Origin of the sequence: Halomonas sp. QHL1 (assembly GCF_001882345.1) — a bacterium.
In the GTDB taxonomy this organism is placed as follows: Bacteria; Pseudomonadota; Gammaproteobacteria; order Pseudomonadales; family Halomonadaceae; genus Vreelandella.
Map to the genome: position 1 here is coordinate 2,423,155 of NZ_MINL01000001.1, position 21,907 is coordinate 2,445,061.

The following is a 21,907-nucleotide window of genomic DNA, read 5'->3' on the forward strand; positions in this document are numbered from 1 at the left end:
GCCTAGCTTCCCCCCGGCGCTTAGTCTCCGGGGCGGCTTTTAGGTTATCAGGAGCGCCTGGTTTGGCATCACGCAACCTTCCATCTACCGCGGCTATGCAGTGCTTTGAAGCGGCAGCACGTCATATGAGTTTTACTCGGGCCGCGGACGAGCTAAACCTCACGCAAAGTGCTGTCAGCAAACAAGTCGCTCACCTCGAAACTACCTTGCAACATAAGCTATTTCGTCGCGTGCGACGTAGCCTGCTGCTTACCCCAGAAGGCGCCATCTTTTTAAGTGACGTGCGTAAAGTACTCACTCAAATTGAAATGTCGACTCAAGCGATAATGACCTACAGCGGAAATAGCGAGGTCCTTAAAATCGCAACGTTACCGAGCTTCGGTAGCCGTTGGCTGGCTAATAAATTGCCTGCGTTTCTAGCGGACAATCCAGGCATTAGCTTGGAGTTTCATGACCGGGTAAAGGATTTTGATCTTGAACAACAAGATATAGATATCGCACTGTTTTATGGGCATGGAAGTTGGCCAAGCCTTGCGTGTCATAAGCTCATTGACGAGGATATGGTCGCGGTTGCATCTCCAGAATTACTGGCTCAACACCCCATTAATTCGGTGGCTGATTTAACTCAATTACCTCTACTCCATCTTTCGACCCGACCTGACGCTTGGCACCACTGGTTTGCAAACCAAGAGATCATCACTGACCGTAGCTATCATGGCACTCGCTTCGAGACTTTTCCTATGCTAGTGCGAACGGCAATGGCAGGCGGTGGCGTCGCGTTGGTCCCTCACTTTACCGTCGATGAAGAGCTGGAAGGTGGCCGACTAACGCTGGCTTGGCCATATAGGTTGCTCAGCGAGAGTGCTTATTATCTCGTTTATCCAGAGCACTTAGGGGAGCTCGCCAAGGTGCGACGCTTTGTAGAGCATATTACTCAATTTAGTGATTAATAAACATGCCCTTCCCAATTTAAGCCCTGCAATAACGACTTCTGTCGGTTGTCACAGGGCTTATCGCTTACAGCATGAAGCCAAGTAACAAATAAGCGGCCAAGGAAACCATAGCAACGGCGAGCGCAAAGGGAATTTGCGTTTTGATATGGTCGATATGGTCAGAGGCGGCGCCTGTCGAGGCAAGTACAGATGTATCCGACAGTGGAGAGCAGTGGTCACCAAATACACCCCCACCAGCCACTGCCGCGACAGAAGCGTAAACCAGTGGAGTAATCATATCGCCGCTAAAGTTGAAGGCGAGCGGCACCGCCAGTGGCATCATAATCGCGAAGGTGCCCCATGATGTGCCGGTGGAAAAGGCGATAACAGCTGCAATAAGAAACGTCATGGCCGGAAGCAAAGCAGGTGTTAGCCAACCTGCGGTGGCTTCGACGATATAGTTGGCCGTGCCCATGTCTTTGGAAAGCTGGTTCAGCGAGTAGGCTAAAGCCAGGATGATGATGGCGGGCATTACCCCCTTCATCCCGGCAAGCGAAGTTTTCATGATGTCGTTGAAGGGAATGCCCTGCAAGCGCATCACGATACCTAGAAACACGGAAGCAGCCAGAAAAGCCTCCATGGTCTTGGCCGAGTCCATGACAATGAAGGTGCCCACGGCGACACCGATCACCACCAGTACAGGTGCAAAAAAATTCCAAAAAAGGTTGGTACGAGCGCCTTCATAGGGAGGAATTTCAGTCAGCTCTTCCCCCACCAACGGCTCCGCCCCGTCACGCAATACCTTGCCCTCTTCCTGCGCCCGGCGCTCTGCTTCACGCATAGGACCAAAAAGCGGAATGACCCCAACAATCACTAACCCCACTACCAGCACAGAGAGCCAAGCATAGAGATTAAATGGTATCGCATTAAGAAAGACGCCCATTGCCTGTGCAGCATTCTCGATAGGGCCCATACCAATCAACAGGCCAGAAATGAAGACCGCCCAGCCGGTAATTGGAACCATGACGCTCACTGGGGCCGAGGTAGAGTCGGCGATGTAAGCGAGTTTCTCGCGTGAAACTCGGTATCGATCTGTCAGCCCACGCATCGTACTACCAACAAATAGAGGACTAAAGTAATCACTAAAGAAAACAAACATGCCCATGACCCAGGCGATCAGCTGTACCCGCACTCGCGATAAGGCGCGTCGTTCCACCCAGGCGGTAAAGTTCTGAATCGCCCCAGTGCGCTGGAAAAAAGCGATCACCGTACCGATGAACAGTTCCAGCAGCAGTATCCAAGAGAAACTGGTGGTGCCCAGGGTTTCCTTTAATAGTGTTGGAAAGCCCATCAATCCATTGCCTAGGGTAATGACCCCCACAAAGCAGGCAACGGCCAGCGAGAAGACGGTATTGCGAGTAACAAATGCCAGCACTATAGCTAATGCCGCCGGCATGATGGACAACAACCCAATATGATCTTGAGGATCCATTGTAATCTCTCTTTTTTATAATGAAGGTTGGAGAATCAGGTTTCGTGTTTTGCCTTACGGCGCTCCACTTCGCTGGTCAGGTAGAAACCAAATCGGCGAATGGGATCAGGTGGCATCCAGCTCGCTTTGCCAAACAACGATGCAATATCTTCAACCGGCTGCCCCAGCGCGTGTCGCGCCAATGCATCACCTAGGAAGGTACCTTTAACGATACCGCCGCCATTACAGCCCGCAGACACATACAATCCGGGCTGGATCTCACCCCAGAGGGGAGCACCGTTATAGGTCAGCCCGGTGGTCCCCCCCCATACCTTATCGAAGCGCACGGGGGTGAGTTCGGGATAGCGCGCCTCAAGGCTCGCTTTCAATTGGTTTTCGATACGGGCGTTATCGGCTTCGCGTTCATAGCTGTAACGTGAGCGAATCATCAAACGCCCATCGGCCGTAGTACGCAGCGTACAGCCCAACCGATGGGCGGGTAGCAGCCCCCAAGTTGCCGCGGCGATGCGTTGACGCTCCGGCTCCGCCAATGGTTCGGTAATTGCGGCATAGGTGTAGATCGCAGTTAACCGTGATGGGTCTGCACCAAAGGCTCGGGAAAAGGCGTTATTGGCAAGAATTACTCGCCCTGTCACCACCTCCCCTTCAGGTGTGATAACACGCCACCTCCTACCATCAGGAACGATCTGGATTGCTGGCGAGTTCTCATGCAGTTCTATCCCCGCGTCCATTGAATCAGCCAAACCTACGATTAACGCTGCTGGCTGGACTAGATAACAGTCCGGCGAATAAATGCCTTGCGCGTAGTAGTTCGTACCGATTCGCTCAGCGAGTTGGTCGCCATTCAAGGTTTGATAGGACAGACCTGCAGCCTCAAGAAAGCTTTCGTACTGTTTCAAAGCACGCTGACCCACTGCGCTCTTGGCAGCCCTGTAAGTGCCGCTATGCTTCAGTTGGCAGTCGATACCTAAACGTTCAACACGCTCGCGCAGGAGCGCCATGGTCCGGCGGCTCACTGCATTCAGCTTGCCCATGCGCTCCAGCTCTTGGGGTCGGGCATCGTTAGCTAAGGCAATCTCCAGCATGAAACCGGAGTTACGTCCTGGGCTACCTTCGCCGACCCGGTCGGCTTCGAGAATTTTGATGCGGTCCTCGGGGCGTGCCTGCCGCCAGGCGGTGGCTGCCGCAAAGCCGGTATAACCCGCCCCGATGATGACGACATCTACCTCTGATCGACCACTTAAAGCTGGCCGTACCTTGCGCTCGGGTAGCCAAGCATTCCAGCCGCAAGAGCGCTGATGGGAAGGATGCGTAGTTTGTGTCATGGTGATTTAATCCAAATACAACAGGCCATGGGCTTTATTGACCATGGTGGCAACTTCTTCCTGCATGCCTTGGAGCACATCCAATTTATGATCCGTCGTCATTCGAGACTTGAGCATTGAACAACTCATGGCTCCCAGGGGGTGGCCACTATGATCGAGGATGGGAATAGCCAAGCCGCAGTATTCGGGCAGCAAGGAGCCCTCCACACCGCGGGAATAGCCATGCTTCAGTTGGTGAGAAATTTCGTCTTCGATATCGGCTATGGCAATTGCGTATTCGTCCATTAACCGCTCAGCGTTATGGTTGAGTATTTCGTCTCGTTCATCACCGCCTAGGTAGGCAAGTAAGGCAACAGAGGCTTGCCCGACGCCTAGTGGCAAACGCCCACCTGTGGCCCTTACGAAACTGCCCACAGGATAAGCGCCATTCTGTACTTCAAGGCAAACAGCATTGACGCCATCGCGAGCAAATAGATAAAAGCTGTCTCCCCAGCGTTGTGCCAAAGCCAGCAATCTTGGCCGGGCTAAATCACGCAAACCAGCGCCATTTCCCGCTTGTGCACCAAGCACCAACAATTCATAACCAAGCAAATAACGTCCGCGAATGGGTGAAGAACGCAAAAACCCTTGCTGTTTAAGCCCTTTTAGCAATCGATATAGCGTTGGACGGCTGAAATCTAGCTCGTCTAGGTAGTTGTCGATGCTGGCCCCACGGTGCCCGCCACTCGCCGTGATCTGCAATATCTGCATGGCATGAACTAATGTCGTTGGGGACTGATGAGTATTGCTACCGTTTACAGGCATATCGCGTGTCATTTTTTGTTTATGTAAGACAGAACATAACAAGACAATTTTAGTAGTTCATCTCATTAAATGAGACACATCATTTAATGACTGATCTACAACCACAGCCGTAGGTCTACTCATAATTCCAATTGAAAAGCAATGGCAGGAATATGCGGATTTTTTTTGTTTTTTTAAATATGGAAGGAGATGCTAAATGCTTAATGATTGCAAAATTAGTATTAATTACGAGGAGTGAGTCCGACTAAACGACGTTGGCCCACGCACCTAGACTTCTCTAAGATCAGAGTTACTTTTTTCTTTAAGAGCCGCCCTTATGAAACCTGAAACTATCGCCCTTCACCATGGCTACGTGCCGGATTCACAAAATGCCGTTGCGGTGCCGATTCATCAGACCACCTCGTTCTCATTTGACAGTGCGCAGCACGCAGCGGACCTGTTTGATTTGAAAGTGGAGGGAAATATCTATTCCCGCATTATGAACCCTACCTGTGCCGTTCTGGAGCAGCGAGTGGCTGCACTGGAAGGCGGCATTGCGGGCCTAGCGGTAGCATCGGGGATGGCCGCCATCACCTATGCTATTCAAACCATCGCCGAAGCGGGCGATAACATCGTGTCGATTAGCGAGCTGTATGGCGGTACCTACAACCTGTTTGCTCACACGTTGCCGCGTCAGGGTATTCAGGTGCGGTTTGCCGATAAAGATGATATTGCGGGCATCGAAGCGCTGATTGATGCACGCACTAAAGCAGTGTTTTGCGAAAGTATCGGCAACCCCTCAGGTGGCGTCGTCGATTTACGTGCGCTTGCCGATGCAGCCCATCGTCACGGAGTGCCGGTGATAGTGGATAACACCACCGCCACGCCATTTTTATGTCGACCAATTGAGCATGGAGCGGATATTGTCGTCCATTCGGCGACCAAGTATATCGGCGGCCACGGCACCACGGTGGGTGGAGTCATTGTGGATTCTGGAAAATTCCCCTGGGCTGAACATGCCAGCCGGTTCTCGCTGCTGAACGAGCCGGATGTCTCCTATCATGGCGTTAGCTATACCCGCGATGTGGGCGATGCAGCATTTATTACCCGAGCCCGGGTAGTACCGTTACGCAATATGGGGGCGGCATTATCTGCTCAGGCGGCCTGGAATCTTCTGCAGGGGCTGGAAACGTTGTCACTGAGGATAGAGCGTATTTGCGCTAATGCTCTGACGGTGGCGAAGCACCTAGAAAGCCATCCCCAGGTGGCGTGGGTGCACTATGCAGGATTGGAGAGCCACCCAGACCACGCACTCGCGCACCGCTATATGCACGGTCATGCCTCGGGCATTCTTAGCTTTGGTATTGTGGGCGGCCAAGCCGCTGGCGAACGCTTTTATGATGCGCTGTCGCTCATTCTGCGGCTGGTGAATATCGGCGATGCCAAGAGTTGTTCCTCTATTCCGGCATCTACCACGCACCGCCAGCTAAATGACCAAGAGCTAAAAACAGCGGGCGTTACCCCAGATATGGTGCGCCTGTCGATTGGCATCGAGCATATTGACGATCTGCTGGCGGATATCGATCAGGCGCTAACCTCTTCACAAGACTAGCGGCGCGTTTTAGGTGCCTGACTATGACTAAGCCACCATAGCAGCTCACCCTTCCGCATGCCTCAGGGATCGAGCGTCTCTAGTTACAGTTTTCGTCCAGCACCTTAGCGCTTATTGGCAGTGGCGCTGGGCGCTTCACCGAAGCGTTTCCGGTAGGCGCGGGTAAAATGTGCTGGCTGGCTAAAGCCAGTGGCCAAAGCTGCTTCGGTCACAAGGCTGCGGCTATCGGTAAGTAGTTGACGCGCTCGATCCAGTCTCATTCCTAGGTAACACTGCTGAGGGGTTTCGTCAAAATGGCGCTGGAATAACCGTGTCAGCTGCCGCTGAGACTGTCCCACCAGGCGACACACCTCTGGGATCGGTAGCGCCTGTACCAGATTGGCTTCCATCACCGCCAATGTCTGCGTCACGCTGCGCGGAAGTTCTCCGAAGTGTTGGCGTGGGGTATCGCCGCCGTCATCGCGAGGCCTTGGGTGAATCAATTGCCGTCCCACGGCATCAGCCAGGGCGGGTCCATAGGCATGCTCTATCCACGCCAGCATCATGTCGATGCTCCCCGACCCACCGGAGCCAGTCAGACGCATAGCGTCGAACTCGTAGTGGGTTGGGCTAATTTCTAACATCGGAAACTCACGACGAAAGGCTGGCACGCTCTCCCAATGCAGGGCCACACGATGGCCGGCCAACACCCCCGCACGCGCCAATATGAAGGGCGCCGTATCCGGCCCACCCAGCCAGCCACCGTGAGCGGCAATGCGTCTCAGCACGGCGCGATCCTGAGGACTCACCGTCGCCTCCGCTTCGTAAGAAGAAACCACCATCAGGCGTGACGCATCCTCCAGCGACGCCAAAGTTCCGTCCACGTCGATGCGCACCCCGTTACTGGCCACCACAGCATCGCCATGCGCGGAGAGCAACCGCCAAGCAAAGAGGTGACGGCCGAAGCGATTGGCCACACGCAGCGGCTCAAGTAGACAGAAAAGGGTCAGCATGGAGAAGCGCGGCACCAGCCACACGTTGAGGGTGTGTTCTGCCTGTTCCGGTGTCAGAAGGGGCGGCGAATCTGGGCGCGGATACGGCCATGGGGCGTTGGTGGTGTCATTCATGGCTAATATAATCAAGCATGCGGCCAATACTATCAAGTCAGGGCCAATTGAGGCGGTTACCATAGAATCAGTTTCCCTAACACAACCTATGGAGGCGCCGCTATGACACAGGTCATTACTCAGGCCAATTGCCAACGCCTAGTCCTCGATCACCAGGGCCAGAGATACGAATACACCGCCCTATGGCTACGCGAACGCAGTCCCGATGACAAAACCAGAGACCCCTATACCGGTCAACGCCTAATCGAGGCCGCTGAGCTACCACTCGATCTAGCCATCGAGACTGCCGGGGTCGCTGACGGACAACTGAATTTGAGTTTCAGTGACGGACATCACACTACTTTCGAGCTTGTGGCATTGTTCGACGAACAGTCCAGCGATTTGCCCCGTCAACTCTGGGATGCCACGGGGGCGCCACACCCAAAAGCGGACTTCGCCACTGCTCTTGAAGACGACTCAGCGTTATTAGAGATGTTGGAAGCGCTGCATCGCAACGGTTTCGTGATCGTCTCCGGAGTACCCGCCGAAGCGGATGGTATGCAACCGCTTATTGACCGCGTTGGGCCGCTACGGCGCACCAACTGGGGCGGCATCGCCGACGTCAAATCGGTGGCTAACGCCTATGACCTGACCATGACCCAGCGTGGTCTGGAGCCTCATACGGACAACCCCTACCGGGACCCTATTCCAGGCTACATTTGGCTACACTGCCTGGCCAACGCCGCCGAGGGCGGCGACAGCACGTTAGCCGATGGCTTTATGGCGGCCCACCTGCTTCGCCAGCGCGACCCAAGCGCCTACGAATGCCTCACTAGGGTGACGCCTAGCTTTCGCTATTGCGACGCCGATACTTATCTGGAAAGCGAGGGGCCGCTGATCGAGCTGGACAGCCGAGGCGACCCCGTTCGGGTGCGTTATTCCAACCGTACCGAAGGCATACCTGCGCTGCCCGTAGAAGAACTGGAAGCTTACTATGCCGCCCGCAAAGCCTTCTATCAGCTGATCACTGGCGAAGAACTGACCCTGAACCTCAAACTCGACCAGGGCCAGATGCTGATCATAGATAACTATCGACTGTTGCACGGACGCAGTGCCTTCCAGCTTGCTGGCGGCGTGCGCCATATGCGCCAAGGCTACGTTGATCGCGATAGTACCACCAGCCGCCGCCGCGTATTGCGTCACCCCTTCTCCAATCCCCAGGCCCAAGGAGAACCTGCATGAATCAAGCTCGATTTCGCTACTTCGGCGAGGCCCAGCGGGACGACTGGGTGCTGATTGATGCCCGCTTCCGCGACTATGTCGCCGATACCCCGCGCCGGGTACTCGCCCACTTACACAATTTGGCCGGCGACCACCACGGCTATCCGGTGGATCGCTATGAACACAGCCTACAGACCGCCACCCGGGCGCTGCGTGATGGTGCCGATGAGGAGATGGTGGTCTGCGCGCTGCTCCATGATATCGGCGACGACCTGACCCCAGCTAACCACGCAGAGATTGCCGCGGCCATCCTTGAGCCCTTCGTCGATCCACTCAATGTCTGGATGATTCGTAACCATGAACTTTTTCAGGGCTATCACTACCAGCATTTCTTCGGACAAGATCCACACGCTCGTGAGCAGTATCGCGACCACCCGGCCTATGAGCGCACCGTGCGTTTCTGCGACCACTGGGATCAGGCCAGCTTTGACCCGGATTATGACACCCTGCCCCTGGAGTACTTCGTCCCCATGGTAGAGAGAGTTCTGGGACGAACGCCTCGCGGCGGCCTCCCCACGCCGCTGCCCGAGGAGTCGCTACGATGAGTCAGACCTGCGCCCAGTTACTGCTGCGACTCTTGGATGCCTACGACGTAGATACCGTCTTCGGTATCCCCGGAGTACATACGATTGAGCTCTACCGCGCCTTGGGCGAGAGCCCAATCCGCCACGTCACCCCACGCCACGAACAGGGCGCAGGCTTTATGGCCGACGGCTATGCCCGAGCCAGCGGCCGTCCTGCAGCCTGCTTTATCATCACCGGTCCCGGTATGACCAACATCGCCACAGCCATGGGCCAGGCCCTAGCTGACTCGGTGCCGATGCTGGTGATCTCCAGCGTCAACCGTCGCGAGACCCTGGGGCGCGGCCAGGGGCGTCTTCACGAGCTGCCCAACCAGCAGCAAACCTTGGCCGGTGTCAGCGTCTTTAGCCACACCCTGCACGATCCAGCAGCACTGCCAGAACTCTTGGCACGCGCCTTTGCAATTTTTCGCGGCGCTCGGCCAGGACCAGTCCACATCGAGATTCCCATCGATCTGTTCGTCGCCCCGGTTGCTGAGCAATTGCCGCGTCCGACCAAGGTGTTTCCCCCAGCTCCGGCACCCGCCGCCATTGCCCGCGCCGCCGAGTGGTTAAGCCAAGCGAAGCGCCCACTGTTGCTGCTAGGCGGCGGTTGCGTGGCTGCCCCCGAGGCCGCCCGCGCCTTGGTGGAGCGGCTGCAGGCCCCTGCCCTTACAACCATCAACGCTAAGGGCGTACTGGGACTCGACCATCCGCTCGACCTAGGTGCGACCATGAGCCTGCCCGCCGCACGCCGCCTAGCGGCCGACGCAGACGTCATCTTGGCGCTGGGCACCGAGCTGGGCGAGACCGACTACGATCTAGTCTTCGACGAGGGCTTTCAACTTGAGGGACGGTTAATCCGGGTGGATATCGACCCCCAGCAGTTGGGCCGCAACCAGGGGGCTGATTTAGCCATGGTGGCCGACGCTGGCGAGACGATGAACGCGCTGTTGCAGTCGCTACCAAACAGCCATGGCCCTAACGGCCGCGCCGCCGAGGTGCGCCAAGCGCTCGCGCTCAATGAAGATCCCGAGTTAGCACCCTATATACCGCTCTATGCCACCTTAAGAGCCACGCTGCCCGAGGCAATTGTGGTAGGCGACTCCACCGGGCCAGTTTATGCCGGTAACTTCCTGGCTTCTTTGCCCGAGCCCCGTCGCTGGTTTAACTCTGCCACTGGCTACGGCACCTTGGGTTATGGTCTGCCCGCCGCCCTCGGGGCTGCCCTAGCCTGCCCTGAACGCCCAGTGGTTGCCTTGGTGGGCGACGGTGGTCTGCAATTTGTACTCGGCGAGTTGGGCACTGCTCGCGATCTCCCTTATCCGGTAGCGGTGGTGATCTGGAACAACCAGGGCTACGACGAAATTCGCCGCTATATGGCCATGCACGAGGTACCCCAGTTGGGCGTCGATTTGACAGCACCGGACTTCGCTGGGCTGGCTAGTGCTTACACCTGCCGCTACCGGGCAGTGGGCAACCCCATGTCCCTCGGTGAGGCACTCGCGCAACTGGGCGACGATGACTCACCGCTATTGATCGAGGTAGACGCCGCGGCATGGATGAGCGCAATGAGCGCTTTGTAATAGCAATAATAGATCGATTAATCGACAAAAAAGGACCCTGACATGCGTAGTACCACCCTACTGACCACTTTGGCTCTCACCGGTTTACTACCGCTCACCACCCAGGCAGCACAGGATGCCAGCGACGAGCTGCGCCTAGTGGCTCCCCCCTGGCCGGGGGTAACCGTCAAAAGTGAGATCCTCGCCCAGTTAGCGGAGCCCTTGGGCTATCGGGTTGAAGCTCTGGAGGTCAGTTCTACGGTGGGCTACCAGACGCTGCAAAGTGGCGACAGCGATGCCTTCCTGGCAGGTTGGCTACCCTCCCAACAGCAGAGCTTCGACGCAGCCATGGAAGCGGGAAGCATCGTTGACCTTGGCAACAACGTCACCGGTGCACGCATGGGCTTCGCGGTCCCCGGCTATGTCTATGAGGCGGGCGTGACCAACGCCGAACAGCTGGCCGATCCCGAGATTCGCGAACGCTTCGGGGCGGAGATCTACTCTATCGAAAGCGGATCTACCGTCAGTGACCACCTTCATGAAGCCGTTGAAGCAAATACCTACGGGCTCAACCAGTGGAATCTTCGCGAGTCTTCAACGCCAGGCATGCTGGCTGAGGTAGACGCGGCCAAGCGCGACCAGCGCTGGATCCTTTTTTACGGCTGGACGCCGCATTGGATGGCACCTGCGTATGACATGGAGATCCTGGATGATCCGGCTAGCGTGTTCGGCGAGAACAATGGACAAAGCGATGTACGCACTATTGTTGCTCGTGCCTACCACGCAGCCAACCCCAACATGATTCGACTGTTGGACCAGTACGAGCTGTCCGCCGCCGAGCAGAGTGAGTTCATCCGCGACTTCGGCCTTGAAGAGGGCGAACTGGAGACCGTCGCCCGTGATTGGCTCTTGGCCAACCCTGAGCGGATAGAGTCCTTCTTAGAGGGTGTCACCACCCGCGAAGGCAAGCCTGGCATAGCGGCAGTTCGCGCTAGCCTGGAATGAGGAGGCATTCCAGGCCGCGTCGTTAAGTCGGCCCCTGTATTACTGAAAGCGAGGCATTCTATGCACTATTCACGACTAACCAGCCGCATTGCAGGCGAGGGGGCTGCGGCCTGGGATATCCATTATCGCGCCCTAGCCCGTCAAGCCGCTGGGGAGGAAGTCACCGTACTCTCGGTGGGTGACCCGGATTTCGACACCCCAACGCCGATTATCGAGAGCGCTGTGGCCAGCCTGCGTGGTGGCGCTACCCACTACCCCGATGTACAGGGCAAGCTGGCACTGCGTCAGGCCATCGCCAACAACTACCATCGCCAAGGCCTTGATGTAGGACCAGATAACATAATTGTCATGGCTGGCGCCCAGTGCGGACTCTATGCCGCCGCCCAGTGTTTGCTAGATCCCGGCGACGAAGTGCTGGTGCCCGAGCCGAGCTATGTCACCTACGAGGCAGTGCTGTGTGCTACCGGTGCCGAGCTCGTACAGGTGCCACTGCAGGCCGAAGAGGACTTTCGCCTCGACCCAGCGGCTCTGGCGACCGCCATCACACCGCGCACTAGGGCGATATTGCTTAACAGTCCCCATAACCCCACGGGACAGTTGATTGATGGCGATACTTGGGAAGCCATTGCCGCGCTGTGCAGACGCCACGACCTGTGGTTGATCTCAGATGAAGTCTACGCCGAGTTGATTTTTGAGGGCGAGCACCACTGCCCTGCTACGCTGCCTGACATGGCCAAGCGCAGCGTGGTTATCAGCAGCCTCTCCAAATCCCACGCCATGACCGGCTGGCGCCTGGGCTGGGTACTAGGACCTGAAGCACTGATTCAGCACCTCACCCATCTGGCGCTATGCATGCTCTACGGCTGCCCAGATTTTATTCAAGACGCCGCCTGCGATGCGTTACAGACACCACCCACCGAGTTGAGCGCGATGCGCGAAGCCTATCGGGCACGCCGTGATGCCGTATGCGAGGTGCTCGCCGACAGTACTGCGGTGACCGCTATCCGTCCGCCAGCGGGGATGTTCCTTATGGTAGATATCCGCGCCACGGGACTCACTTCTCAAGCTTTTGCTGATCGCCTACTCGACGAGGAGGGTATCTCGGTTCTCTCTGGTGAAGCCTTCGGGCCTTCAGCGGCAGGCTTTGTTCGTCTCAGTCTAACGATTGAGGCCGCACGCCTCGCCGCGGCCAGCCTACGCCTGGTGGCATGCGCCGAACGCGTTCGAGCCGAACTATCACCAACCCCGGCTAGGGAGGCCGATTGCCTATGACATCATCATTCCCGCTCGCACCTCGCCCCGTCTCCGCCTCCGCTCCAGCGGTGGTGGCCAACCAACTCATCAAACATTTTGGCGACCTTGAAGTACTCAATGGCGTCTCTCTAGAGGTAACCGAAGGCAGTGTCACCTCCATCATCGGCGCTAGCGGTTCCGGAAAGAGCACTTTGCTGCGCTGCATGAATCTGTTGGAAAGACCCGACCAGGGCGAACTGGCGATTGCGGATGAGGCGATTCGCTTCACCCGCAATCCCCAGGGCGGCATAACCGGTCTGGATCGGCGCCAGCTGCAACGGTTGCGCGCCAAGGTTGCGATGGTCTTCCAACAGTTCAATCTTTGGCCCCACTTGACCGTGTTGGGCAATGTTATTGAAGCCCCTATTCGGGTCAAGGGGATCACCCGTAAGCAGGCCACTGCCCTGGGCGAGCACTATCTTGAGCGGGTCGGCATGGCCGACCGACGCGACGCCTATCCTGCTTTTCTCTCCGGTGGGCAACAACAGCGGGTGGCAATTGCCCGAGCTTTGGCCATGGAGCCGCGTTTACTGCTCTTCGACGAACCCACCTCGGCGCTGGATCCTGAGCGGGTCAACGAGGTATTGGGAGTGATTCGAGGTCTCGCCGAAGAGGGCCGCACCATGCTGTTGGTCACCCACGAGATGCACTTCGCCCGCGAGGTCTCCGACCAGTTGGTCTTTCTTGACCAGGGACGCATCGCCGCTGAGGGCACGCCGGAAGACGTATTTGATGACCCCCGCTGCTGCCAGTTTATGGCGCCCGCAGCTTAAACACTCCACACACTATAATGATAGGAGAACCCCATGAAACTCCCGATGATGTTTGTCACCGCTGTGACCGCACTTGGCCTTAGCCATACCGCCCTGGCCGACGCGCCCCTCAATGTTGGCATCTCCGGGGAGCCTTACCCGCCTTTCACCTATAAGGCCGCCAGCGGTGATTGGACCGGCTTCGAAGTGGAGCTCGCCCATGCCATCTGCGCGGACATGGAGCGCGAGTGCAAGATCGTACCCACCGGGTGGAGCGGCATCATTCCCTCACTCGACGCCGGGCGAATTGACATGATCATGAACTCCATGTCGATCACAGAGAAGCGCCAGCGGGTCATCGACTTTACTCGCCCTTACTATTTCACGCCGGGCGCCTATGTCGCCGCCAGCGACCTGGAAATCAATATCCCCGAGGACCTGGACGGATTGGTAATGGGCGTGCAGAGCGCCACCACCAATGCCACTTATGCGCGCCGTGAACTCCGCGATAGCGGCGTGGAGATACGCCTCTACGATCAAGCGGAACAGGTCAATAATGATCTGCTTTCAGGCCGCCTGGATGTAATCCTAGCTGACGAGATTGCCATGGTGCAGTTCCTAGAGCGCGACGAGGCAGACGACTTTGAGGTCAAGGCCACCGCTCCCCGCCATGAGGCTTATGGGGAGGGTATCGGCATCGGTCTGCGCCAGGAGGACGATGCCCTGCAGACGTCCCTCAACGAGGCCATCAGCGCGGTGATCGAAGACGGCACCTGTGCCAGCCTTTCCGAGCAGTACCTGACTACTGACGTCTGTGTCTACGATTAAGCGACCACTGCTCGTCATCGCCCCCCCGGCGCTACCAGCAATGGGGGCTTCGCTTTTTGACCGAAGAAAGAGTCGAACATGACAGCCATGTCACCTGAGGGGCTCGGCGACTGGGCCGGCCCCATATTTAGCGGGGCGCTGACCACGGTGCAGATCGCCATGCTGGCCTATGCCATCGGCCTGCTGCTGGGGTTGCTGGGTGCCGGCGCCAAGCTCAGCCCCTGGGCGCCTTTGCGCGGTCTAGCCACCGCCTACTCCACATTGATTCGGGCGGTGCCCGAACTGCTGCTGATCCTCTTGCTCTACTATGCTGGTGCCCAGGCGCTGGATGCCTTACTGGCTCATCTAGGCATGGCCGGCGCGGTTCAGATCACTGGTTTCGCCACTGCAGTGGGCGTGTTGGCCTTCGTCCAGGGGGCCTATATGACCGAAGTGTTCCGCGGCGCCATCCTGGCGATACCTCGCGGCCAGTTGGAAGCCGCCGACGCCTTTGGCTTCTCGCGTTGGGCTCGTTTCCATCGCATCGTATTACCAGGGATGCTGCCAAACGCCCTACCGGGCATGTCCAACCTGTGGCTGATCCTAATCAAGGACACCGCCCTAATCAGCGTGATCGGCTTCAACGAATTGTTTTTTACCATTCAGCAGGCGGCCGCTAGCAGCCGCGCCTACTTCCTCTTCTATGCCGCCGCTGGCGTCATCTACCTGTTGATGACCCTGAGTTCCACGGCGCTGTTCGCGCGCCTTGAGCGTCATGTGCGACGCGGCCAACCCACGGAGGCCTGACATGGACTTTTCCTGGCTGAGCGATCCCTTCTACCTAGGCTACCTATGGGAAGGTTTCGTTAATACGCTGTGGCTGCTGCTGGTCTCTGCAGTGGGCGGACTGCTCCTTGCCGTGTTAGTGGCGCTAGCCAGACTGCGCGGCCCACGACCACTCGCCTGGCTGGTCTGGGCCTTCACCACCGTGATGCGTGGCACCCCGCTGCTTGTGCAGCTGTTTTTCTTCTACTACGGCGTGGGGCACCTGATGGAAGGCGTACCAGGCATCCGCGAAACTATCGTTTGGCCACTTCTGCGCGACCCTTTCTTCTTCGCCGCCCTGACCTTCATCCTCAGCGTGGGGGCCTACTCCGGCGAAGTGATCCGTGGCGCCATGCAGAGCGTGCCGCAGGGCGAGCTTGAAGCTGGACGTGCCTTCGGCCTCTCCGGTTTCCAGGTACTTACCAGGCTGTGGCTGCCCAGGGCCATCCAGCTCTGCTTGCCGACCCTCACCGGGGAGATGATCCTGCTGCTCAAGTCGATCCCGCTGGTCTCCACCATCGCCCTGATGGATCTGCTGCAGGCAGCCAATATCATTCGCGACGAGACTTTCCTGGTCTACGAACCACTGCTGCTGATCGCCGGCATCTATATAGCCACCACGGTGGTGCTAACCCTGGCGCTACACCTTGTGGAGCTCAACTTCCCCGGTATGCGGCCAACTCGAAACCGCTGGCTGCCTATTCGCTGAACAGGATAAGACGACATGCACACTTCAGCACACATACTGAATGAACAGTTCATCGACAACGCCTGGGTCCCGAGCCTTAGCAAAACGCGGCGCCCGGTATATGACCCCTATCGCGAAACACGCATCGCTGAGCTGACTTGCGGCGACCCGGCGGATGTCGATGCCGCCGTGGCCGCGGCCCGACGCGCCATGCCCGGTTGGCGAGCCACCCCAGAGACCTGCCGTGGCGAATATCTGGAGGCCATTGCGAGCGGGCTTGAGATCCGCCGCCGGATCCTAGCCGAGCTCTCCAGTCATAACAACGGCAAACCCCTGGCTGAAGCCTACCAAGACCTGGACGACGCTATCGCCTGTTACCGCTACTATGCCGAGGCCGCCGTGATACTGGGGCAGCGCCAGGGAACGGTTGAAGACGCCGACCAGCCCAACATGGAGGCGCGCCGGTACTGGGACTCCATCGGCGTGGTGGGGCTGATAACCCCCTGGAACTTCCCGCTGGTCAGCAGCGCCTGGAAACTGGCGCCAGCGCTAGCCGCTGGCTGCACTGTGGTGTTCAAGCCCTCCGAGGTCACGCCGCTGCCCGAGCAAGTACTGGCAGAAATCGTGATGGAGGCAGGCCTGCCACCGGGGGTATTCAACCTACTGCAAGGTGACGGCGAGGGTATTGGGGCCCCGATGAGTCACCATCCTGGCATCGACAAGCTCTCCTTCACCGGCAGCAATGCGGTGGGTGAAGCAGTGATGCGCGCCGCGGCCCAAGGGGTAAGACCGGTCTCACTGGAGCTGGGCGGCAAATCGCCGATTCTGATCACTGAGGATGCCGATATCGAGCTTGCCCGCGACTTGGTCATGGCCGGTATCTGCTATAACGCTGGCCAGATGTGTTCAGCCACCAGTCGGCTACTGGTGCATGAGCGCCTGGCGGACAAGCTATATGCGGCCATCGACGCCGCCATGTCAGAACTGCGCCTGGGCGACCCCCTAGCGACGGAGACCGACATGGGCCCACTGGTCAGCGCCCTCCAGCAGAGCCGGGTACAGCACTACTTAGCCCTGGCCAAAGAGGAGGGGCTACACAGCGAAACGCCCACTCTCGCTCTGCCCGAGCATGGTTTCTTTGTGGCGCCGCTCCTATACCGCGAGGTGCCTACTACCAGCCGCCTGTGGCAGGAAGAGATTTTTGGTCCGGTGCTTTGTGCACGCCGCGTCGCCAACGACGCGGAAGCCATTGCCCTGGCCAACGACAGCAACTTTGGCCTCGCCGCCACGGTGGTGGCCGGCAATCCGGACCGCGCAGAGTCCATCGGCCGGCACCTGGAGGTGGGCAATGTCTGGTGCAACAGCGAACAAGTAGCGCCGCCCCAGGGGAGTTGGGGCGGTATGAAGCGTAGCGGCATAGGCCGCGAACTGGGCGATTCGGGCCTGGACGCTTACCTTGAACTCAAGCGCATTACACGCCCCTTAAAGGCTTAATAATTGGGCCCAGCCACGGCATTGAGCGTCTCATCATGCGCGCCGTACCATGGGTGTGGAGCTAACGCACAGGCTGCATCGTCACCAACACCAAGTGCCTTTGCCATCCATGGCCTCCCCAATCATTCATAGGAGCATCACGCTGATCGCGCAGCGAATTCATCGTGATGCCTAAACGAACCGACGTGTTTGGACTCAATGCTTTAATAGCACGTCAGCTGCATGTATTCTCTTCCCAACTATGAGACTCCAACCCCCTGACACTCTCCCCGAGCGCATTGGATTTCTTCTCCTGCCGCGCTTTGCCATGGTGGCTTTCTTCTCTGCTATTGAGCCGCTACGTATTGCCAATCGCATCGACGGACGTCCCCTATTTGAGTGGGATTTGATTAGCCGCGACGGCGAACCGGTTGTGGCCTCAAACGGCATGACATTGATTGCTAGCGGCTCTCTTCACACAACCTCTCAAGTCCCTAGTCTGGCGGTCTGTGCAAGTTTTGATCCCGAGCGTGCCATTGATGACGAACTGATTGATTGGTTACGCGCGCGCAATTACGAAGGTTGTGTGCTGGGCGGCATAGATACCGGCTGCTACGCACTCGCCGCCGCTGGCCTTCTCGATGATAAAACGGTGACCCTGCACTGGGAGTGCCTATCTGACTTCTGTACACGCTTTCCTCGAGTTGATGCCGTTGAGTCTATTTACGAGGTTACCGACGAGGGATTTTCCTGTGCTGGTGGCAGTGCCGCCATCGATATGAGTCTTGACCTGATCCGGCGCCGACATGGTGACGCGCTCGCCAAACAAGTGCGCGATCAGCTCATCCACGAGCAGGGGCGTCGTCCAGCCAGCCGGCAGCGCGATTCAGCGATTCCCCAAGATCCAATGCTTCAACGGGCCATCACCTTGATGGATGACAACCTGGAGTCACCGTTAAGCATCCGTTCACTTGCCAACGAACTAGGTATTACCTGGAGACGTCTCGACCGTCTCTTCGCCCGTCATTTAGCGATTTCGCCTCAGCAGACTTACCTGTCTCGGCGCCTAGATCATGCTTACTGGCTGCTGAGTGAAACGCCACATAGCATCATGAACATCAGTCTGGCCTGTGGCTTTGCTTCCCCTTCGAGCTTCAGTCGCGCCTTTCGCCTCCACTACGGCTCAACACCCAGCCAATTGCGTCAGCAAGCAGTGTCGAATCGTGCATAGTTAGTGTCGAATCCTGCCGCGAATTACATCTCCCTGACAGGCATCCTAAGTGACATAACCAATCGCCTAGGAGACCAAAATGTCCCAAGCACTTCCTCTTACACCTGACTACGATGTTTGGCCCATTGAGGCCAATCTCAAACAGGTATTCTTCAAGCCGCGCGTATTGACGGTATCCTGGAGCGACGGACGTGAGAGTCGCTACCACAGCATCTGGTTGCGTGAAAACGCCGCTGATGAGACGACTGTTAATCCAGCGACTCGTGAAAGCATACTCGATCTTTCTACCTTACCCAGTTGGCCTGAGATTGCCGGTGCCGAAATCGATGAAACCGGTGCACTGTGCGTAGACTTTGCTCCTGAAGGACGGCGCTTGCGCTTCCACCCCGGCTGGCTTCGAGCCCACGACTACGACAATACTGGCGATCCAGAAGTACCGTTAGTCCCGGTAAAGACGTGGAAGAGAGACACAGAAGACGGTCCAGACAGCTTGGACGCCACAGGGCTCCTCGACACCGAAGCGGGTAGTGAGGCAGAGGAGTCAATTCTCGCTCCTGCTCTTTCAAGCATCCTGGGCAAGGGGTTAGTACGCCTGCGCAACCTACCCACCGAGCCCGACTCACTCGAAGTGATAGCCCGGCGCATCGGTCCAGTAAGGCCCACCAACTTTGGCATGCTATTCAACGTCAAAGCCAAACCGAACCCAGACTCCAACGCTTACACGTCCATCGCCCTGCCCCCCCACGTCGACCTGCCGACCCGAGAGTACCAGCCGGGTATGCAAATGCTGCATTGCTTAGAAAACAGCGTAGAAGGTGGCGAGGCCGTAATGCTCGACGGCTTCGCTGTGGCCGAGGCACTCCGCGAGCGTCACCCTCAGGTCTTTACCACCCTGACCCGAGTGCGCTGGTGCTTTGCTAATACCGCCAAGACCACCGATTACGTTTGGTACTCGCCGATAATTCGCATTGATGAGCGCGGTGAGCTGTGTGAGGTACGCATAGCTGACTTTTTGCGTGGACCGTTGCAAACCGACTTCGAGGACGTAGAACCTGCCTACGAAGCGCTAATGGTTCTACAGAAAATGCTGCACGATCCCAAATTCGCCATCCGTTTCACCTACAAGCCGGGCGACCTAGTAATATTTGACAACCGACGGCTGCTCCATGCCCGCGACGCTTTTGAAGGCACAAGCGGCCATCGCTGGCTGCAGGGCTGCTACATGGAGCGTGACGAGATCCGCTCCCGCTACCGTATGATTAAGCGTGCCTACCAACAGCGTAAAGTAACCGCCGAGGCATCATTAGCTTGAATGAAATTAATGGCATCATTAGACGCTTTGAAGCCGTGCAGGCAATATGGAAGATGTAAGCTGACCCGAAGCACATACATATACACAACATTATGCCCTTAAAAAGCCGGTAGTCATTAAAAAATGGTTAGCTTAAATGTGAGAACAGGGCATGGCGAGCACCCTTTGGGAACACGCCAAAAGGCATGCATTGGCGAAAAAGCTCATTGTTATTTTCATTGGATCCGCGCTGCCAGGGACTATGGGGAACAGCGGGGTAAATGGCAGTACCAATTCGCTAAGTAATCTCGGCGTGTTTAAACATCCCTCACCCATTATCGTAGGCCTTGTATAGCCGCTGCATCCTCTGGATCTCGTTTAGCCTTTCGCTAAATCCCACTGCCGCCACAATGACCGTCGTACCACCCTGCTTTATTACCATTTTTAATCGCTCTGCGGTCGGCTAGTGTGCCGACGGCAGAGCGATTATTGGAGGGTACCGGCGCTGGCCCTCCTTCCTCTACTGTGTGATCCAAAGCGCTGCGGTTATTCAAGGAACCCAGGGTATAAGGCCTGGAGGTGTCTACGAAACCTGGGGCGATTCAATCCAGATGGCAGCAAATTCTACGCCATCTTTGCAGCTCAACCCAGTGCGTAGAACTTGATGCAATGCTGAGTGACGACTAAGATTCTTCCAATAAGCTCATAGTACCAAAAAGCAGTACTAAATGAAGTTGAAACGCAAGCACGCGAAAACACTGGCCGCCATCTTTAGTCGTCCTGTTTCAGACACCATCGCATGGAGTGACATAGAATCTCTGTTCGTGGCGCTTGGTGCTGGGGTTAATGAGCGCGAAGGCTCGCGCATCGCAGTTGTGCTGTTCGGCGAAGTGCGCGTATTTCACCGTCCGCACCCATCGCCAGATACAGACAAGGGTGCCGTTGCCAGTATCCGTAAGTGGTTAGAAGAGAATGGAGAAGCCCCATGAACAACATCATGGCTATCGACGGCTATCGCGCCGTGATTCAATACGATCCAGAGGTTGAAATGTTTCGCGGAGAGTTCGTCGGACTTAACGGCGGCGCCGATTTCTACGCCGACAGTGTCTCCGATCTTCGCAAGGAAGGCCGGGTATCCCTCCGCATTTTTCTTGAAGAGTGCGAGCGCCTCGGTATTCAGCCATCCAAGTCCTATTCGGGCAAGTTCCAGGTTCGCCTGCCTGCTGAAATTCACGAGCATGCAGTAGATGCTGCTACTGCTAGGGGGCAGAGTCTAAACCAGTTTGTGGCAACCGCCATCGAACATGAAATTTATACCTAATACCAACCCCGGTTTTGCCTACTAGCACCAGAAAGCTGGACGGATCAGAAGAGCTTTGCCGCCATTGAGTCATAAGAGACAAGCGACAAGAAGAAACATAAAAAGGTCTCAATAACAGATTATCGTCTGACCAAGCCGTAATCTTACAGCCAGTTCGGCAGCGCTGGGCAATAGAGAATTGTCTCGTGATCTCCTCAGATTCGATGACATACCTAGGTGCCGTTGCCCCCGGTACGGGGCTTTCTAAATTAAGCTGCTTTTTCGGCAGTGCTGTCTAACACTCGCTGCGCATTTTCACTGCCTAATGTGGCTTCAGAAAGTGCTTCCTCAATTAATGCGCTGGTCACGGGATTTATTTTGCCGCCTTCATATCGACGAATATTTTCAAGTAACGCCAAAATTCGCTCAAAATGACCCTGTTGCTGTTCAAAGTGGTTAATCATTGCTACCCCCTCCTCTACTTAATTTTTAATTTTTGCGTCATGGCTTCACAAATCACTGCGTTTATACATATTGCTTATTATTGAAGTGGCTTCGGGTTTGCTTGCCCGATTTATTCCCGTCAATCTCTATGCCAGCCGCTCTG

Annotated in this window: 21 protein-coding genes and 1 pseudogene; 16 read left to right on the top strand and 6 right to left on the bottom strand. The window is 56.8% G+C overall.

The genetic code is table 11. The features are described from left to right. The first annotated feature begins 62 nt into the window (after positions 1-62). Positions 63-950, top strand: coding sequence for a LysR substrate-binding domain-containing protein (locus QHL1GM_RS11010; RefSeq protein WP_071694523.1), 888 nt, complete (start codon positions 63-65; stop codon positions 948-950). Between the two features lie 67 nt (positions 951-1,017). Here QHL1GM_RS11010 and QHL1GM_RS11015 read toward each other — a convergent pair whose 3' ends face one another. The 3 genes from QHL1GM_RS11015 to QHL1GM_RS11025 are packed head-to-tail and all read right to left on the bottom strand — an operon-like array spanning position 1,018 to position 4,565. Continuing rightward, positions 1,018-2,424 (bottom strand): Na+/H+ antiporter NhaC family protein, encoded by a 1,407-nt coding sequence (locus QHL1GM_RS11015; protein WP_071694524.1) that lies wholly within the window; start codon positions 2,422-2,424, stop codon positions 1,018-1,020. Positions 2,425-2,459: 35 nt separating this feature from the next. Further along, entirely contained in the window at positions 2,460-3,749 is a 1,290-nt protein-coding gene (locus QHL1GM_RS11020) for an FAD-binding oxidoreductase (protein WP_071694525.1), read from the bottom strand. Between the two features lie 6 nt (positions 3,750-3,755). Next, positions 3,756-4,565 carry an IclR family transcriptional regulator gene (locus QHL1GM_RS11025; protein WP_139245611.1) on the bottom strand — a complete coding sequence of 270 codons (810 nt, stop codon included), beginning with the start codon at positions 4,563-4,565 and terminating at the stop codon, positions 3,756-3,758. 304 nt (positions 4,566-4,869) lie between these two features. On the opposite strand from QHL1GM_RS11025, the gene QHL1GM_RS11030 reads away from it, so the two are divergent. Next, positions 4,870-6,144 (top strand): O-acetylhomoserine aminocarboxypropyltransferase/cysteine synthase family protein, encoded by a 1,275-nt coding sequence (locus QHL1GM_RS11030; RefSeq protein ID WP_071694527.1) that lies wholly within the window; start codon positions 4,870-4,872, stop codon positions 6,142-6,144. A 104-nt stretch (positions 6,145-6,248) separates the two neighbouring features. On the opposite strand, the gene QHL1GM_RS11035 is transcribed toward QHL1GM_RS11030, so the two are convergent. Next, positions 6,249-7,313, bottom strand: a complete 1,065-nt coding sequence (locus QHL1GM_RS11035) for a GlxA family transcriptional regulator (protein ID WP_083571010.1) — start codon at positions 7,311-7,313, stop codon at positions 6,249-6,251. A 39-nt stretch (positions 7,314-7,352) separates the two neighbouring features. Here QHL1GM_RS11035 and QHL1GM_RS11040 point away from each other — a divergent pair, with 39 nt between their 5' ends. The 12 genes from QHL1GM_RS11040 to QHL1GM_RS11095 all read left to right on the top strand — a co-directional run bounded on the left by QHL1GM_RS11040 (position 7,353) and on the right by QHL1GM_RS11095 (position 20,021). Further along, a complete protein-coding gene (locus QHL1GM_RS11040) occupies positions 7,353-8,471 on the top strand; it encodes a TauD/TfdA family dioxygenase (protein ID WP_071694528.1) in 1,119 nt (372 codons plus the stop codon). Next, the gene (locus QHL1GM_RS11045; protein ID WP_008957169.1) at positions 8,468-9,055 is read left to right on the top strand and encodes an HD domain-containing protein; all 588 of its coding nucleotides are present in this window, start codon (positions 8,468-8,470) and stop codon (positions 9,053-9,055) included. The genes QHL1GM_RS11040 and QHL1GM_RS11045 overlap by 4 nt, the downstream gene beginning before the upstream one ends. Further along, positions 9,052-10,656, top strand: coding sequence for a 5-guanidino-2-oxopentanoate decarboxylase (locus QHL1GM_RS11050; protein ID WP_071694529.1), 1,605 nt, complete (start codon positions 9,052-9,054; stop codon positions 10,654-10,656). Before QHL1GM_RS11045 ends, QHL1GM_RS11050 begins: the two co-directional genes overlap by 4 nt. Before the next feature lie 42 nt (positions 10,657-10,698). Next, positions 10,699-11,640, top strand: coding sequence for a glycine betaine ABC transporter substrate-binding protein (locus QHL1GM_RS11055; RefSeq protein ID WP_071694530.1), 942 nt, complete (start codon positions 10,699-10,701; stop codon positions 11,638-11,640). A 60-nt stretch (positions 11,641-11,700) separates the two neighbouring features. Next, on the top strand, positions 11,701-12,912 hold the full coding sequence (locus tag QHL1GM_RS11060) for a pyridoxal phosphate-dependent aminotransferase (protein ID WP_071694531.1): 1,212 nt from the start codon (positions 11,701-11,703) through the stop codon (positions 12,910-12,912). After that, positions 12,909-13,706: an ABC transporter ATP-binding protein gene (locus tag QHL1GM_RS11065; protein ID WP_071694532.1), complete on the top strand. Its 798-nt coding sequence runs from the start codon at positions 12,909-12,911 to the stop codon at positions 13,704-13,706. Before QHL1GM_RS11060 ends, QHL1GM_RS11065 begins: the two co-directional genes overlap by 4 nt. Positions 13,707-13,739: 33 nt before the next feature. Then, positions 13,740-14,513, top strand: a complete 774-nt coding sequence (locus QHL1GM_RS11070) for a transporter substrate-binding domain-containing protein (RefSeq protein WP_071694533.1) — start codon at positions 13,740-13,742, stop codon at positions 14,511-14,513. 78 nt (positions 14,514-14,591) lie between these two features. Continuing rightward, positions 14,592-15,299 carry an ABC transporter permease gene (locus QHL1GM_RS11075; protein ID WP_071694534.1) on the top strand — a complete coding sequence of 236 codons (708 nt, stop codon included), beginning with the start codon at positions 14,592-14,594 and terminating at the stop codon, positions 15,297-15,299. Position 15,300: 1 nt separating this feature from the next. After that, positions 15,301-16,026: an ABC transporter permease gene (locus QHL1GM_RS11080; protein ID WP_071694535.1), complete on the top strand. Its 726-nt coding sequence runs from the start codon at positions 15,301-15,303 to the stop codon at positions 16,024-16,026. A gap of 15 nt (positions 16,027-16,041) precedes the next feature. Then, positions 16,042-17,499, top strand: coding sequence for an aldehyde dehydrogenase family protein (locus QHL1GM_RS11085; protein WP_071694536.1), 1,458 nt, complete (start codon positions 16,042-16,044; stop codon positions 17,497-17,499). A 241-nt stretch (positions 17,500-17,740) separates the two neighbouring features. Next, complete coding sequence (locus QHL1GM_RS11090; protein ID WP_071694537.1) at positions 17,741-18,709, top strand: GlxA family transcriptional regulator; 969 nt, start codon at positions 17,741-17,743, stop codon at positions 18,707-18,709. A 79-nt stretch (positions 18,710-18,788) separates the two neighbouring features. Continuing rightward, a complete protein-coding gene (locus tag QHL1GM_RS11095) occupies positions 18,789-20,021 on the top strand; it encodes a TauD/TfdA family dioxygenase (RefSeq protein ID WP_071694538.1) in 1,233 nt (410 codons plus the stop codon). 175 nt (positions 20,022-20,196) lie between these two features. On the opposite strand, the pseudogene QHL1GM_RS19690 reads toward QHL1GM_RS11095, so the two are convergent. After that, a pseudogene (locus QHL1GM_RS19690) lies at positions 20,197-20,343 on the bottom strand (IS30 family transposase); the annotation flags it as partial. A gap of 385 nt (positions 20,344-20,728) precedes the next feature. Here QHL1GM_RS19690 and QHL1GM_RS11100 point away from each other — a divergent pair. Next, entirely contained in the window at positions 20,729-20,989 is a 261-nt protein-coding gene (locus QHL1GM_RS11100; RefSeq protein WP_254795294.1) for a type II toxin-antitoxin system HicA family toxin, read from the top strand. Beyond that, entirely contained in the window at positions 20,986-21,321 is a 336-nt protein-coding gene (locus tag QHL1GM_RS11105; RefSeq protein ID WP_071694539.1) for a type II toxin-antitoxin system HicB family antitoxin, read from the top strand. The genes QHL1GM_RS11100 and QHL1GM_RS11105 overlap by 4 nt, the downstream gene beginning before the upstream one ends. Before the next feature lie 248 nt (positions 21,322-21,569). Here QHL1GM_RS11105 and QHL1GM_RS11110 read toward each other — a convergent pair whose 3' ends face one another. Beyond that, on the bottom strand, positions 21,570-21,764 hold the full coding sequence (locus tag QHL1GM_RS11110; RefSeq protein WP_071694540.1) for a hypothetical protein: 195 nt from the start codon (positions 21,762-21,764) through the stop codon (positions 21,570-21,572). Between the last annotated feature and the right edge of the window lie 143 nt (positions 21,765-21,907).